The organism is Streptomyces malachitofuscus, from assembly GCF_055571035.1.
The window spans coordinates 511535-526119 of sequence record NZ_JBVIGA010000001.1 but is presented as its reverse complement, the minus strand read 5'-3'; the positions used below and the strand labels follow the sequence as shown (position 1 = coordinate 526119).

The 14585-nt window shown below is 71.6% G+C and carries 10 protein-coding genes; 7 read left to right on the top strand and 3 right to left on the bottom strand.

Going from position 1 to position 14585, the window contains the following annotated elements:
* The first annotated feature begins 152 nt into the window (after nucleotides 1-152).
* The 4 genes from ACZ44S_RS02335 to ACZ44S_RS02320 all read left to right on the top strand — a co-directional run bounded on the left by ACZ44S_RS02335 (nucleotide 153) and on the right by ACZ44S_RS02320 (nucleotide 4872).
* Nucleotides 153-1154 carry an NAD-dependent epimerase/dehydratase family protein gene (locus ACZ44S_RS02335; protein WP_466923507.1) on the top strand — a complete coding sequence of 334 codons (1002 nt, stop codon included), beginning with the start codon at nucleotides 153-155 and terminating at the stop codon, nucleotides 1152-1154.
* 78 nt (nucleotides 1155-1232) lie between these two features.
* Complete coding sequence (locus ACZ44S_RS02330) at nucleotides 1233-2498, top strand: sensor histidine kinase (protein WP_466923504.1); 1266 nt, start codon at nucleotides 1233-1235, stop codon at nucleotides 2496-2498.
* The gene (locus ACZ44S_RS02325; RefSeq protein WP_466923502.1) at nucleotides 2483-3136 is read left to right on the top strand and encodes a response regulator; all 654 of its coding nucleotides are present in this window, start codon (nucleotides 2483-2485) and stop codon (nucleotides 3134-3136) included. Before ACZ44S_RS02330 ends, ACZ44S_RS02325 begins: the two co-directional genes overlap by 16 nt.
* A gap of 215 nt (nucleotides 3137-3351) precedes the next feature.
* A complete protein-coding gene (locus ACZ44S_RS02320; RefSeq protein WP_466923499.1) occupies nucleotides 3352-4872 on the top strand; it encodes a DUF1996 domain-containing protein in 1521 nt (506 codons plus the stop codon).
* Nucleotides 4873-4968: 96 nt separating this feature from the next.
* On the opposite strand, the gene ACZ44S_RS02315 is transcribed toward ACZ44S_RS02320, so the two are convergent.
* The gene (locus ACZ44S_RS02315) at nucleotides 4969-5445 is read right to left on the bottom strand and encodes a hypothetical protein (protein ID WP_466923495.1); all 477 of its coding nucleotides are present in this window, start codon (nucleotides 5443-5445) and stop codon (nucleotides 4969-4971) included.
* 163 nt (nucleotides 5446-5608) lie between these two features.
* Between ACZ44S_RS02315 and ACZ44S_RS02310 the strand changes: the two genes are divergently transcribed.
* The 3 genes from ACZ44S_RS02310 to ACZ44S_RS02300 all read left to right on the top strand — a co-directional run bounded on the left by ACZ44S_RS02310 (nucleotide 5609) and on the right by ACZ44S_RS02300 (nucleotide 8740).
* Entirely contained in the window at nucleotides 5609-7531 is a 1923-nt protein-coding gene (locus ACZ44S_RS02310; protein ID WP_466923656.1) for a hypothetical protein, read from the top strand.
* Between the two features lie 64 nt (nucleotides 7532-7595).
* On the top strand, nucleotides 7596-8291 hold the full coding sequence (locus ACZ44S_RS02305; RefSeq protein WP_466923493.1) for a TetR/AcrR family transcriptional regulator: 696 nt from the start codon (nucleotides 7596-7598) through the stop codon (nucleotides 8289-8291).
* On the top strand, nucleotides 8288-8740 hold the full coding sequence (locus tag ACZ44S_RS02300) for a hypothetical protein (protein ID WP_466923491.1): 453 nt from the start codon (nucleotides 8288-8290) through the stop codon (nucleotides 8738-8740). The genes ACZ44S_RS02305 and ACZ44S_RS02300 overlap by 4 nt, the downstream gene beginning before the upstream one ends.
* 3 nt (nucleotides 8741-8743) lie before the next feature.
* Here the strand turns inward: ACZ44S_RS02300 and ACZ44S_RS02295 are convergent, their stop codons facing one another.
* Complete coding sequence (locus ACZ44S_RS02295) at nucleotides 8744-9103, bottom strand: 5-carboxymethyl-2-hydroxymuconate Delta-isomerase (protein WP_466923488.1); 360 nt, start codon at nucleotides 9101-9103, stop codon at nucleotides 8744-8746.
* Nucleotides 9104-9158: 55 nt separating this feature from the next.
* Entirely contained in the window at nucleotides 9159-14570 is a 5412-nt protein-coding gene (gene pulA, locus ACZ44S_RS02290) for a pullulanase-type alpha-1,6-glucosidase (protein WP_466923486.1), read from the bottom strand.
* Between the last annotated feature and the right edge of the window lie 15 nt (nucleotides 14571-14585).

Sequence of the window (14585 nt, the reverse complement as noted above, 5' to 3'; positions counted from 1 at the left end):
TGGAGAGAGTGGAGGGGAATAGGTGCGAGGGACAGTAAGCACCGTAGCAACCCCACCCCCCCCCCCCCCCCCCCCCCCCCCCCCCCCTCGCGGCGTCTGCCGACAGCAGATTGCCGTTCCCCCGGGCAGGCCGGGCGGGCAGAGTCGCCGGTATGAGACTTCTGTTGCTGGGTGGTACGGAGTTCGCGGGCCGGGCCGTCGCCGAAGCGGCCCTCGGACGGGGCTGGGAGGTGACCGTCTTCCACCGGGGACGGCACGAGCCACCGCCGGGCGCACGGACGCTGCTGGGCGACCGCACCGCGCTCGACGGCCTGGCCGCGCTCGACGAGGACCCCGGGGAGTGGGACGTCGTCGTCGACACGTGGTCGTCCGCCCCGCGCGCGGTGCGGGACGCGGCGCGGCTGCTGCGGGGGCGCGCCGGGCGGTACGTGTACGTGTCGAGCTGCTCGGTGTACGCGTGGGCGCCGCCCGCCGGGTACACCGAGGACGCTCCCCTGGTGCGGGACGCGTCCGCCGACGCGGATGTCACGGACTACGCGCGGGACAAGCGGGGCGGCGAGCTGGCCGCCGTGGACGCCTTCGGCGCGGACCGGTCGCTGCTGGTGCGGTCCGGGCTGCTCATCGGGCCGTACGAGAACGTGGGCCGGCTGCCCTGGTGGCTGAACCGGATGGCGCGCGGCGGGCCCGTACTCGCCCCGGGCCCACGAGAGCTGCCCCTGCAGTACGTCGACGTCCGGGATCTCGCGGAGTGGACCCTCGGGGCGGCCGAGCGGGAGCTGGGCGGACCGTTCAACCTGATGTCCCGGCAGGGCCACACCACGATGGGCGAGCTGCTCGAAGCGTGCGTCGAAGTGACCGGCGGTCCGGCCGAGCTGCGGTGGACCGCGCCGGAGGTGATCCTCGAGGCGGGCATCGAGCCCTGGACGCAGCTGCCGGTGTGGGTGCCGCCGGGCAGTGATCTGCACGACGCGCTGCACTCGGCGGACGTCTCCCGGGCGGTCGCGACGGGACTGCGCTGCCGTCCGGTCGCCGAGACCGTGGCCGACACCTGGCGCTGGCTGACGGGGCTCGGCGGCACCGCGCCGCAGCGCGCGGACCGGACCGTCAAGGGGCTCGACCCTCAGGTGGAGGCGAAGGTGCTTCGAACCGCCTGACGGGGTGGGGACAGCACCACCCCCGGGCCGGGTGCCCGGCCCAGTGCTCCGCCCGTGCCGCCGGGCCAGACTTGGGCCATGACCACCGACACGAAGACCGGCCAGGGGCGGACCGGCGGGCGGGGCATCGCACTCTCCGCGATACGAGGGCTGGCGCTCGCCCTGGTGTCGCTGCCGGGAGCGGTGCTGTGCTTCGTCCTGTCCGCCGTGTCCATCGCGCTGATCCCCGTCGGGATCGGCATCGTCACCACGCCGTACGTGCTGCGGGGTGTGCGGACGTTCGCGAACTGGCGGCGGGTGCTGGCGGCCGAGTGGGGCGGGGTGCGGATCCCGCCGTCGTACCGGCCGCTGCCGCGGGACGCCAACCCGTGGGGGCGGACGTTCGGGATGCTCCGCGACCCGGCGACCTGGCGGGACCTGCGGTGGCTGCCGGTGGACATGACCGCCGGCTTCGTCACCGCGCTGCTGCCGTTCGCGCTGCTGGTCTACCCGCTGGAGGGGGTCGCGCTGGCGATCGGCCTGTGGCGGGTGATGCCCGACGGGTACTGGTACGGCTTCGTGCCGGTCTCCGATCAGACGACCGCGCTGGGCGCGGGAGTCCTCGCCCTGGTCCTGCTGTTCTTCGCGCACTTCTTCTCCGCGCGCCTGCTGCACGTCCACTTCCTGCTCACGCGGGCCGTGCTCGGCTCGCACCAGGGCGAGCTGTCCGAGCGGGTGCGGGTGCTGACGGAGACCCGGCGGGACGCCGTGGACACCTCCGCCGCCGAACTGCGGCGCATCGAGCGGGATCTGCACGACGGGGCGCAGGCGCGGCTGGTCGCCATGGGCATGGATCTGGGGACGATCGAGGCGCTGATCGAGAAGGACCCGGCGAAGGCGCGTGAACTGCTGGCGCACGCCCGGCAGTCGTCCGCGGAGGCGCTGACCGAGCTGCGTGAGCTGGTACGCGGCATCCACCCGCCGGTGCTGGCCGAGCGCGGGCTCGGGGACGCGGTGCGGGCACTGGCGCTGCGGCTGCCGGTGGCCACCGAGGTGAACGTGGAGCTGCCCGGACGGGCCGAGGCGCCCGTGGAGTCGGCCGCGTACTTCGCGGTGGGCGAGGTCCTCACCAACGCGGTGAAGCACTCCGGGGCGGACCGGATCTGGGTCGACCTGCACCACACCGACGGCCGGTTGCGGGTGACGGTCACCGACAACGGCAAGGGCGGCGCGGTGATCGGGGCCGGCTCGGGGCTGACCGGGGTGGAGCGGCGGCTGGGTACATTCGACGGCGTCCTGGCCGTCGGCAGCCCCGCGGGCGGTCCCACGATGGTCACCCTGGAGATCCCTTGCGCGTTGTCCTAGCCGAAGACCTGTTCCTGCTGCGCGACGGACTCGTCCGGCTGCTTCAGGCCCATGGCTTCGAGATCGCGGCGGCCGTGGAGTCCGGGCCCGAGCTGACCCGGGCGCTGGCGGAGCAGGAGCCCGACGTGGCGGTCGTGGACGTACGCCTGCCGCCGACGCACACCGACGAGGGGCTGCAGTGCGCGCTGGAGGCGCGGCGCAGGCGGCCGGGGCTGCCGGTGCTGGTGCTCTCGCAGCACGTGGAGCAGCTGTACGCGCGGGAGCTGCTGGCGGACGGCAGTGGCGGGGTGGGCTATCTGCTGAAGGACCGGGTGTTCGACGCGGAGCAGTTCGTGGACGCCGTACGGCGGGTGGCGTCGGGGGGTACGGCGATGGATCCGCAGGTGATCCAGCAGCTGCTGGCACGGCGGTCCGGGGACGACCGGCCGCTGGCGCGGCTGACGCCCCGGGAGCTGGAGGTGCTGGAGCTGATGGCGCAGGGGCGGACCAACGCGGCGATCGCGGCCAGGCTGGTGGTGACGGAACGGGCCATCGCCAAGCACACCGCGAACATCTTCGCCAAACTGGGACTTGAGGTCTCGGACGACGACAACCGGCGCGTGCTGGCGGTTCTCGCCTTTCTCGACCATGGCCGGTGAAACCGGACCCGCCGCTTCACCCCGGGTGGGTGATCCGCAACTGCCGGTATTCCAGGGGCTGTTGAAACCCCCGGGACCGTACTGACTTCTCACCGATTTCCGTGACGGGTGAACACCCGTGGGGCGGCTGCCGTACTCAAGGGAGCCGCTTCACTCCTAACGGGCGCCTCGATGCCCCGCAATGGGATGCCCCGCAAGGAAGTCAGAGGAGTTCCATGGGACGCAACACAAGAAAACGCCGCACGCCGCTGGCCAACAAGGCCATAGCCGCAACGGCGGCCCTAGCGCTCGGTGGGGGCGGGCTGATCTGGGCCAACTTCTACGCCTCGGCACACGAGGAGAACGGAGGCCAGAACCGGACGAAGTCGAGCGGGGCCCAGATCGCCACGATCGACTGCCCGGACGTCGGTCAGCAGCTCTCGGACGTGCCGGACCGGGCCCGCGGTGAGGTCGACGGGGAGCTGGCCTCGATGGACCAGCAGATCACCGACGCCTACCAGCGGCTGGTCACCACGCGCCGGGCGCAGGCCGGGGATCCGCAGTTCGTCCAGAACTCCATTCTGGGTCCGCTCAAGGACCGGCGGAAGGCACTGATCGACCGCATCAAGCTGGAGATCAACCGGGCCGGCGGGCAGGCCGACGACGGCCTGGACCGGCTGGCCGGCTGCACCGGCCGCCCCGCCGACCAGCAGCAGGGCGACGGCCAGAACGGAGACGGCCAGGACGGCGGCCAGAACCAGGACGGCGACGGCCAGGACGGCGGCCAGGACCAGGACAACGGCCAGAATCCGAGTGACAACGGAAACGGGGCCGCCGGACCGTTCGCCGAGGACTTCGTCGACATCAACGACGTCCAGCCGAACTCCCGCGACCTGCAGAACGGTCTGGCCGCCAACGGGGAGACCGGCTCCACGGGTTCGTTCACCGCGGAGTGCGGTGTCAACGAGAACAACCTGTTCAACAGCGACAACATCATCGTGGCCCCCGGTGTCGACAACGGCGCGCACCACACGCACGACTACGTCGGCAACCAGGGCAACACGGCGTTCGCCAGCGACCAGGATCTCGCCAACGCCGAGACCTCGTGCCAGAACCAGGCCGACAAGTCCACCTATTACTGGCCGGTGCTGCGGCTCCAGGACGGAACCCAGGAGTTCGACGCCAACGATCTGGGCGGTGGCGCCGAGGGCAACGTCGGCAAGATCCTGAAGGCCAGTGAAGCCGAGATCAAGTTCGTCGGCAACAAGCAGAGCGACGTCGTCGCGATGCCGAAGTTCCTTCGCATCATCACCGGTGACGCCAAGGCCTTCACCAACGGTCTCGCGAACGCCAACACGTCCTTCAGCTGCACCGGATTCGAGGACCGGCAGGTGACGGACAAGTACGTGCTGTGCCCCGAGGGCAGCCAGGTGGTCCGCACCTCCAACTTCCAGAGTTGCTGGGACGGACAGAACACCGACAGCGCCAACCACCGCGACCACGTCGCCTTCGTCCAGGCGGACGGCAGCTGCCCGAACGGCTTCCAGGCCATTCCGCAGCTCCAGATCCGTCTGGTGTACGACGTGCCCGCTCCGACCATCGAGAACGGTCAAATACAGGACCCGTACGCCGTGGACGGGTTCCCGGAGCAGCTGCACAAGCCGATCACCGATCACAACGACTTCATCAACGTCATGGACGAGAACCTGATGAACCAGGTGGTCGAGTGCATCAACAGCGGTGAGGACTGTCAGTAGCGGTCCCGCCGGTCGCCGATGAGGGAGGGCCGGTGGCGGGGATGTCCCGCCACCGGCCCTCCTTCGTGCTGCCCCGGTGCGACGCCCGGGCGGTGATCAGCCGCCGTGGCCGTCGTGCCCGTCCGCGTGCCCGCCACCGTCACCGGAACCGCCGTCGCCCGAACCGCCGCCGTGGTTCGTGCCGCTGTGGTCCATGCCCTCCTCCAGGGTGCCGCCGAGCTCTCCCCGGAGCTCGGCGACCACGTCCTCGTGACCGACGGCGACCCACTTGCGGCCGACGAGGTAGTGACCGCCGTAGTCCTTCGCCGTGTTGAGCCACTCGCGCTGTCCGCGGTCGGTGGAGAAGGTGGCGAGGACGTACTTCTCGCCGCCCTTCTTGCACAGGGCTTGGCGGATGGTGTCGGCGTCGGTCTGCATGTTCGGCTTGCACTTCACCTCGGCGGCCAGGTGCTCCAGGCTGCCGGTGGCGGTGGGCGGCACCTCGTCCCCGCCGCCGTCGCCGGACCCGCAGCCCGCCAGCGCCAGGGCCAGGGCCGCGCCGGTCAGCGCGAGCATCGGTCGGGTCAGCCTCATGTGTTCCTCCGGTCCTTACGGCGGCATCGTGACGGCGACACGCCGCACGGAGCCCCGGCGCGGGGCCCTCGGCCTTCGATACGTCCGCGAGGACCGCAGCGCTCAAATTTCACCGGGCGATGCGGTCAGGTGACCATCCACCGGGTTGCTCGTTCTGCTGAACGTGCAGTCACAGGATGTCGTCCCGCCCTCGGTGCCCTCCTCCCCGGCCGGCCCGGGGGTGGACGTCGAGCAGGCCGAGGCCGCGCTCGTCGAGCACTATCCGCGGCTCGTCCGGCTCGCCTACCTGGTGCTGCCCGCCCGCATCGGACGGAGCAGGCGGGTGCTCACCGCGCACTCCCTGGTGCAGCGGGCGCTGCCCCGCGGCCGTACCCCCGCGCCGGTGATCCCCGCCCAGTCGGCCGGCCGCGACGGGGACCCCGGCTATGCGCTGGTCCGGCTGCAGGTGGTGCGCACGGCACTGGAGGCGGGCCGCCCGCTGAGGCGTGCCACCTGGCCCACACGGGCCCAGTTGCCTCCGCTGCTGCCCCAGGTGTGGGGGCTGAAGCTGTTCCCGCGCCCGGGCGGCGCCGACGAACTCGCGCTGGACCAGCGTCTGTCGGCCCTGTCCGGGCCGGCCCGCGCCGCGCACGCGCTGCGTGGACTGGAGCGGCTCCCGGACGGTGACGTGCGCGCGGTGCTCACCGCCGCGGGCGTCACCGACCTGGATGCCGCGCTGGACGAGGCGGACCGGGTCCCCGACGCGTACCGGCTGCTCGGCTCCTGCGAGTTCGACCCCTGTTCGCTCCAGGCCCGGCCCACGGATCTGCTGCGCCGCCGCCGGCATCTGAAGGCCGCGCTGGTCGGCGGGGCCGCGCTGCTGGTGTGCGGGGCACTGGTCGGCCTGCCGGGCGACGGCTGGGGTCCCGACGGCGCCGCCGCACCCCCCTACGCGCGCAACCCGGCCGCACAGGCCGCGCTGGACCCGGGGAAGCTGACCCGGGTGCCCCTCGACGCGTGGAAGACCTCCGCGCGCACCGACTTCTCCGTGTGGCCCGCGCGCGGCCGGCTCACCGACGACCGGGCCCTGCTGCGCCGCGCCCTCGCCGTCTGGGCCCGCCCGGGGAGGACCGTTCAGGTCTCGGCGACTCCGGGCACCCCCTCCGGCGGCCCGGCGGGACCGCCCCAGCTGCTGTACGCGGGGACGGTCGGCACCGCGCGGGTGGTGATCCTCCACGACGGCCTGCGCCTCGTCCGGTACGCCGAGCCGGCGGACGGCACCAGGGGCGCCGCGCTGGACCTCGCCCGGGTCGACGGTGCCGGGCGGGCCGGGTCGAGCGCGGTGGTGCTGAGCCGGACCGACGGCAACATCCGCTATCTGACCGCCCCCTGGGTGCGTGCGGCGGGTGAGCGGGACCTGCGCGAGCCGGGCTCCGGCGCGATGGCCCTCGCCCTCGTCGACGGAGTGACCTCGCCCCTGGCCGGCCCCGCGCCGAAGGACGGCTCCTGCACCTCCTGGAACGTGCTGGAGCTGACCGACGCCACCGGCACCCGGCTGCTGACCGACCTCGGCGAGCTGGTCCCGGCCCGGCTGACCGCCGGGCGGCCCGGCGCGGTCACCGACGCGGCCGCCGCGAAGGCGCTGCGCACCTGGGCACCGTACGCCTGCTCGCTGGACGCGGTGCGTTCGGCGGGCGTGCGGAGTGTGAACGTCTGGGCGTTCGCCGAGCAGCCGCTGCCCGGCGCGAGCAGGCGGGCGGAGTGGGTGTGCACCCGCGCGGAGACCTGGCGGGGCGGCGGGGCGCGGGTGCTGGCGCAGTTCCACACGCCCGGTGCGCGATTCGGGGCGGTGGCGGCGAAGGCCGAGGACGTACCGGCGTGCGGGGAGCGGGAGCCGCGGGTGCTCGCCGGGGTGCTGTGGAAGTCCGAGGCGGGCGCCTGGTACCTGCTGGCCGCCGGCAGCCGCGACACGGTCTCGGTCAGGGCGACGGGCGACGTCGAGGGGTCGGCCCGGGGTTCCCTGTTGACCCTCCGCGCGAAGAAGGGTGCCCGGGCGGACCTGGTGGGCAGACTGGAGAACGGGCGGTCGATCAGCGGGCTGCGATGACCGGATGAACACCGCCGGCTGGTCTGGACCGAGAGAGGCCGGAATCGATCGGTAAGGTGTTCGTATGACTACCGGGGCGCGGCGCAGGATGGGAGTCGAGGAGCGGCGGCAGCAGTTGATCGGCGTGGCCCTCGAACTGTTCAGCCGGCGCTCCCCCGACGAGGTCTCGATCGACGAGATAGCGTCCCGGGCGGGCATCTCCCGCCCGCTGGTCTATCACTACTTCCCCGGCAAACTCAGCCTGTACGAGGCGGCGTTGAGGCGTGCCTCGGAGGATCTGGCGTCCCGGTTCATGGAGCCGCAGGAGGGCCCGCTGGGGTCACGGCTGCGGCGGGTGATGGCCCGGTTCTTCGACTTCGTGGAGGAGCACGGGCCCGGTTTCGCCGCCCTGATGCGGGGCGGTCCCGCCGTCGGCTCCTCCGCCACGAACGCCCTGATCGACTCCGTGCGGCAGGCCGCGTATGACCAGATGCTGTCGCACATGGGCGTGGTGGGCCCGGCGCCGGCGCGGCTGGAACTGGTCGTACGCTCCTGGATCTCGCTCGTCGAGTCGACGGCGCTGATCTGGCTGGACGGGCGGCGGGTGCCGCGTGACGAGCTGGAGGCGCAGCTGGTGCAGGACTTCGCCGCGCTCGCCGCCGTGGCCGCCGCGCGGGACGAGGAGCTGGCCACGCTGCTGCGCGGACTGCTCAAGAACGAGCCGGGCGACGGGCCGTTCACGGACCTCGCCACCCGGCTGATCTCGCTGGCGGAGCTGTGAGCGCAGGATCGGCGTGGGGGCTGGTCGTCGAGACGACCGTGGGAACCGGCGAGCGCAAGCACACGGAGGCCCACGTGGTGGCGCATGTCGAGGGGACACGGGAGGAGGCGCTCGCGGAGCTGGAACGGCGGGCGCGGAGTCATGTGCCCACCCACCCGCTGAACCACAAGCGTCGTCGCCTCCTCAGAAACGGAGACGGGTTCCTCCTCGTCGTCGACGGAACGTGGCGTTCGTTCGTCACCCGCTTCACGGTGGCGGAACTGCTGGAGGACTCCGCGGCGCCCGTCGTCCCGGACCCCGTCGTCGAGGCGCCGCCCGACCCGGAACCCGTCGTGGAGGCGCCACCACCGCCCGCCCCGCCTCGCCCGACGGCGGAGCAACTGGCCCAGCTGGACGCGGACGGGGTACCGGTGCTGCCGTCGTGGCTGGGCCGCCGCGACCTGTCGTGAGGCCTACTCGCCCTCGAACTTCCGGTACGACGGGTCCAGGTCGCGTACCTCGGCGGAGGCGTGCAGCAGTTGGCCCCCGTCCGGCTTGACGTACTGCCGCAGCAGGTCCAGCACGGCCTCGGTGAGCCGGGCCTTGGTCTCGTCGGTGCGGCCGGCCAGCAGGCCGATGTGCACGTGCACGAGGGCGTGCCCGTCGGTGTCGGGGCCGACCACGACGTCCTCGGTCCGCCGGAACCGGGTCTTGCACGCCGGCGGCTTGGCGGCCGCGATCTCCACGACGGCGGTGTGCAGGTCCCGCGCGAAGGCGGGCCGGTCGAAGCCGTCCGCCAGACGCTCGGAGTAGTCGACGGTGATCTGCGGCATGAGCCCTCCTGTTTCGGTCAGGAGGGCTCACACTAGCCGCAGCTTCCGCCAGGGATCAGCCGGCCGCGGTGAACACGGCGACCGTGCGCGCCGGGACGGTGAACGTGCCGGTGCCCTTCGCGTAGGACGAGGTCTTCACGACCGCGTCCCCGCCCGCCGCCTGCACCGGGTGCAGACCGTGGCCCGTCCCGGCGAGCGCGGCGACGCGCTGCTCCTGCCGCTCGGGCGTGGCGTTGAAGACGACGACCAGGTCACCCAGTTTCATGGTGATCACGCCGGGTGTCTCGTCCTTGCCCGACAGCGGGAAGGACAGCCGGGACTGGACCTCTCCCGCGGTGTCGAGGGAGAAGACCTTCTCCGTCGAGCGGATCTTCAGCAGGTCCCGGTAGGCGGCCGAGGTGCCCTCGATCTGCGGGCAGCCGACCTGCACCGCGCCGAGCAGCGGCTTGGCGTAGGGCCACTTGTCCTTGTTGTCGGCGGCCGGCGGCAGTCCGCGGCCGAAGCCGTTGCCGTCCGCGCAGTTCCAGTGGATGGCGTTGAACCAGTCGCCGCTGTCGTAGGAATTGCGGTCCAGGGACTTGGAGCGCAGCAGGTCGGTGCCCGCCTGGGAGAGGGCCGGTCCCTGCGAGAGGGTGGCCGTCGCCATGGCGAGGACCTGCATGCGCGCCCGGTCCGCGGCCGGGGTGTCCTTCGGCAGCTTGAAGGCGAGCGCGTCGAACAGCGACTCGTTGTCGTGCGCGTCCGCGTAGGCGAGGGCGTCGCCGGGCGCGTCCGCGTATCCGGCGGGCGAGCCGTTGTAGTCGACCTGGGAGCCCTTGACCTCCTTGCCGCTGGTGTCGGTGAAGGTGTAGTCGGCGAGGTTGCCGCTCAGGCCGACCTTGATGAGGTCCTGGTAGTGCAGCAGGCGGGCCTTCTGCTCGGCCTCGGTGCCGTTGCCTGTCGAGGAGTTGGGGTCGGTGTAGAGGCCGGAGGCGAAGCCCTGCACTCCGGGGTCCTCGTCGAAGGGGCCGCCGCCGCGCACGGCGTCGCGGGCCCGGTCGGAGAAGGTGGCGATGCCGGTGCCGGCCATGTTCTTCTGCGTGGCCTGCACGAAGCGGGCGTCGTCGGCGATCTCGCCGAAGTTCCAGCCCTCGCCGTAGAGGATGATCTTCTTGCCGTCGACGCCGTCCTTCTTGAGGGTCAGCGCGTCGAGCGCCTTCCTGACCGCGAGGATGTTGGCCTTCGGGTGGTGGCCCATGAGGTCGAAGCGGAAGCCGTCGACCTTGTACTCCTTGGCCCAGGTGACCACCGAGTCGACGACCAGCTTGCCCATCATGGCGTTCTCGGTGGCCGTGTTGGCGCAGCAGGTGCTGTTGGCGACCGAGCCGTCGGCGAGGAGCCGCTGGTAGTAGCCGGGCACGATCCGGTCCAGGACGGACGTCTTCGCCTGGCCGCTCGCGGCGGTGTGGTTGTAGACCACGTCCATCACGACCCGCAGGCCGTCCTCGTTGAGCGCCTTGACCATCTTGCGGAACTCGACGGTGCGGGCGGTGCCGTCCGGGTCGGTGGCGTAGGAGCCCTCGGGGACGGTGTAGTGGTACGGGTCGTAGCCCCAGTTGTAGGCGTCCTTGGCGGCTGCCTTCGCCACGCACTCCTGCTGCTTGTCGGAGTCGGCCGGGTAGGAGGCCAGGTCGCAGTCGACGGTCTGCTGGTCGGACTTCTTCTCGGGGATGGTGGCGATGTCGAACGCCGGCAGCAGATGCACGTACGAGGTGCCGGCCTTCGCCAGCTCGCGCAGGTGCTTGCCGCCGTCGCTGTCCTCGTCGGTGAAGGCGAGGTAGGTGCCCCGGTGGTCCGCCGTGCGGTCCGCCACGGAGAAGTCCCGGATGTGCAGTTCCTGGATCTGCGCGTCCTTCAGCGGCACCGCCTTGGGCTTGTCGTACGTCGACCACGCACGCGGCTTCAGGGACCGGTCGCCGAGGTCGACGACGAGGCTGCGCTCGGAGTCGGTGGTCAGGGCGACCGAGTAGGGGTCGGTGACCTCGTTGGTGACGATCTCACCGGCGGTGGGCGCCCACACCGTCACCGCGTACCGGTACTCCTTGCCCTTCCAGGAGCCCGGTCCGGTGACGGACCAGACGCCGGTGTCGCCGTCGCGGCGCATCCGGACGGTGCGGTCGCCGATCTCCAGGGTGACGTTCTGCGCGGTCGGCGCCCACACCGAGAGGGTGGGCCGGCCGTGGCGGAAGACCGGGCCCAGCTCGGTCTTCGTGGCGTCGGCGGCGTAGAGGTCGTCGAGGACGCCGGCGATCTGCACACCGGTCGCCGCGAGCACGGCGCCGTTGGCGGCCCGCTGGGTTGCGACGACCTGCCCGCGCAGGGCCTCGCGCACCCGGTCCCGGTCGCGCGGGTCGACGGACCAGGCGGTGCCGTCCTTCAGGTGCGGGAACCTCGCCTTCTGGGCGTCGGTGAGCTTGGCGCTCGTCAGCCGGATCCAGCGCGCGTCCTCGCTGGTCAGCGCGCCGTCCTGCACCTTGATGGAACCGGTGCGGGAGGCGAGGAGCTGGGTGGAGGCGGCGGCCTCGGAGCCGTTCCAGACGACGGTGTCGCGGTCGATCCAGACGGCCTTGGAGGTGGCAAGGTCGAGGGCGGCCGCGGAGCCCGCGGGCTGCGGCAGCAGGTACTTCTCCTGGCCGTTCAACAGCCACACCTCATGGCCGTTGGCCTTGAGGTCCAGCGACTGGTCGGACGGGAGGTCCTTCTCGTCACCCTTGTGGATGATGTAGCTGAGGCTGGTGGCACCCTCGGCGAGCGGCACCTCGAAGACAGCGCCATAGGCATCAGTCTTCACCGGCTCAAGGGGCTTCGACCAGTCGGTGGGGTTCGCGGCACCGGTCCAGGTGTGCAGGCCCCAGCCGTCGTAGTCGCCGTCGGCGCGCTGGTAGTGGAGCACCGCCTTGGTCGTGTCCTGGGCCGGGTACTCGGGCCGCTCGGCGGTGACGGTCTCCTTGCCCTGCTCGATCCAGATCTCACCGGTTCTGGTGAGGTCGATCGTGCGGTCGGTGGCGACGTCCTTGTTGCCTTCCTTGTCGATGACGAGGAAGCCGAGGTCGGACGCGCCCGGCTTGAGCTTGACGTACGCGAAGGCGCCGTAGGCGTCCCGGCCGGTGAAGGGGTGGCTGTCCGGCCATTCGGTGGCCTCGCCGTCCGCCAGGTCGCCCCAGGCGTACAGGCCCCAGTCGTCGTAGTCGCCGTCCGTGCGCTTGTAGTGGACGACCGCGTAGTCGCGGGAGGCGGCGGTGGGCGGCTCGGCCACGGGCGGGGTGCCGGTGGTGGAGGCGGCCAGGGTGCTCGCGGTGCGGCCGGCCGAGTCGATCACGACGGCCTTGTAGCGCAGGGCGGTGCCGGCGGGGACGTCCTCGCCGATGGTGTGGGTCACCTTGTAGGGGGCGTGGTCGGCGGAGCCGAGCGTCTGCCACCTGCCGTTGCCGGTCTGGGCGGCGAAGACGACCCGGTTGAGCCGGCCGCCCTCGACGTCGGCGGTGAGCTCGACGGTGCCGGTGGCGCCGGCGTCGGGGGCCCGGAGGGTGACCGTGGGCTTCGCGGCGGGCCGGTCGAGCGGGCCGGCGGCCTTGAGGACGATCGCCCGGCCGGCCGGAACGGTGACGGTGATCTTCTTGTCGGCGTCGCTGGTGACGGTGGCGTCGGTGCCGTGGAGGCCCTTGAACGTCATCCGGGCGGAGCCGGTCGCGAAGGTGGCCTCCCGGGCCTCGGCGGCGTTGTTGAAGGCGACCACGTACTCGGTGGTGTCCTTGCCGGTGCCGGTGCGGGAGAAGGCGTAGACGCCCGCGCCGTCGGCGGCGTACCGCTCCTGCTGGATGCCGTCGGTGAGGGCCGGGTGCGCCTTGCGGAGCTTGGCGAGAGCACTGATCTGCTCGTAGAGCGGTGCTCGCGTGTCGTAGGTGTCCTCGGCGTGGGTGCGGCCGGTGCCGATCAGGTCGTCGTCGAGGTAGTCGGCCGTGCGGGAGGCGAACAGGGTCTGGCGGGCGTCCTTGTCGCCGCCGGCGCCGGTGAAGCCCTGCTCGTCGCCGTAGTAGACGACCGGGTTGCCGCGGCTGAGGAACATCAGCTCGTTGGCGAGCATGTCCTTCTTCAGCAGCTCGGCGTCGGAGGCCTCCGGGTTGTCCTGCTTCAGGAACGTGCCGATGCGGCCCATGTCGTGGTTGCCGAGGAAGGTGACCTGCTCGTAGGCGTTGGCCCGGCCGGTCGTGTACTTGTAGTCGTCGCCGAAGACCGAGGCCAGCTTCTTCGCGCTGCCGCTCTGGGAGGCGTACTGCCGCGCCGCTTCCTGGAAGGGGAAGTCGAGCGTGGCGTCGAGGCGGCCCTCGGTGACGTACGGGGCGGTGACGTCCGTGTCGGCGGAGTAGACCTCGCCGAACATGAAGAAGTCGTCGCGGCCCTTCTTGGCGGCGTAGGAGTCCAGGGCGGTGGCCCACTGGGTCCAGAACTCCATGTTGACGTGCTTCACGGTGTCGATCCGGAAGCCGTCGATGTCGAAGTCCTTCACCCACCGCTGGTAGATCTTCTCCATGCCGTCGACGACCTCGGGACGCTCGGTCCACAGGTCGTCGAGGCCGGAGAAGTCGCCGTACTCGGCGGACTCGCCGGCGAAGGTGGAGTCGCCCCGGTTGTGGTACATCGCCGGGTCGTTGAGCCAGGACGGGACCTTGATCCGCTTCTTGGCGCCGGGCACGACCGGGGTGCGGGGGAACGAACCGGCGTCCACGCGCGGGAACCCGCGGTCGCCGTCGGCGTAGTCGGCGTCGTCGAAGGGCTCGCCGTCCTTCGTCAGGTACGGGAAGGCGCCCTTGGAGAGGTAGCCGTAGGACTTCTCCTCGTAGTCGACGACGTCGGCGGTGTGGTTGGTGATGACGTCGAAGAAGACCTTCATGCCCTTGGCGTGGGCCTTGTCGATGAGGGTTTCGAGGTCCTGGTTGGTGCCGAAGTGCGGGTCGACCTGGGTGAAGTCGGTGATCCAGTAACCGTGGTAACCGGCGGAGGCGTCCTTGCCGGTGCCCTGCACGGGCTGGTTCTTGAAGATCGGCGCCATCCAGATGGCGGTGGTGCCGAGTCCCTTGATGTAGTCGAGCCGCTTCGTCAGGCCCTTGAGGTCACCACCCTGGTAGAAGCCCTTGTCGGTGGGGTCGTAGCCGGTGGTCAGGCGTGAACCGGTCAGTCCGCCGCGGTCGTTCCCGCTGTCCCCGTTGGCGAAACGGTCCGGCAGGACGAAGTAGAACTGCTCGCGGGTCAGGTCGTGCCGCGCGGGCGACTTGGCGAGCTGTGCGTCCGAGGGGGGCGCGGGCGGTGTGTCGGCGCGGGCGGCGAGCGGCTGCACCAGGGCGGCGGCGAGCGCGGCCACGGTGACGGCGGCGACGCGTCGCCCCCGTGCGGTGCGGCGCCCCGGGGGCGCGGGCCATCTGGGTATCAAGGCAGTGAACTCCTT

What these genes read in the sequence shown, in the direction of transcription:
- ACZ44S_RS02315 (WP_466923495.1), bottom strand. Translation starts at nt 5,445, where the DNA reads ATGAGGCTGACCCGACCGATGCTCGCGCTGACCGGCGCGGCCCTGGCC.
- ACZ44S_RS02335 (WP_466923507.1), top strand. Translation starts at nt 153, where the DNA reads ATGAGACTTCTGTTGCTGGGTGGTACGGAGTTCGCGGGCCGGGCCGTC.
- ACZ44S_RS02320 (WP_466923499.1), top strand. Translation starts at nt 3,352, where the DNA reads ATGGGACGCAACACAAGAAAACGCCGCACGCCGCTGGCCAACAAGGCC.
- ACZ44S_RS02305 (WP_466923493.1), top strand. Translation starts at nt 7,596, where the DNA reads ATGACTACCGGGGCGCGGCGCAGGATGGGAGTCGAGGAGCGGCGGCAG.
- ACZ44S_RS02295 (WP_466923488.1), bottom strand. Translation starts at nt 9,103, where the DNA reads ATGCCGCAGATCACCGTCGACTACTCCGAGCGTCTGGCGGACGGCTTC.
- ACZ44S_RS02330 (WP_466923504.1), top strand. Translation starts at nt 1,233, where the DNA reads ATGACCACCGACACGAAGACCGGCCAGGGGCGGACCGGCGGGCGGGGC.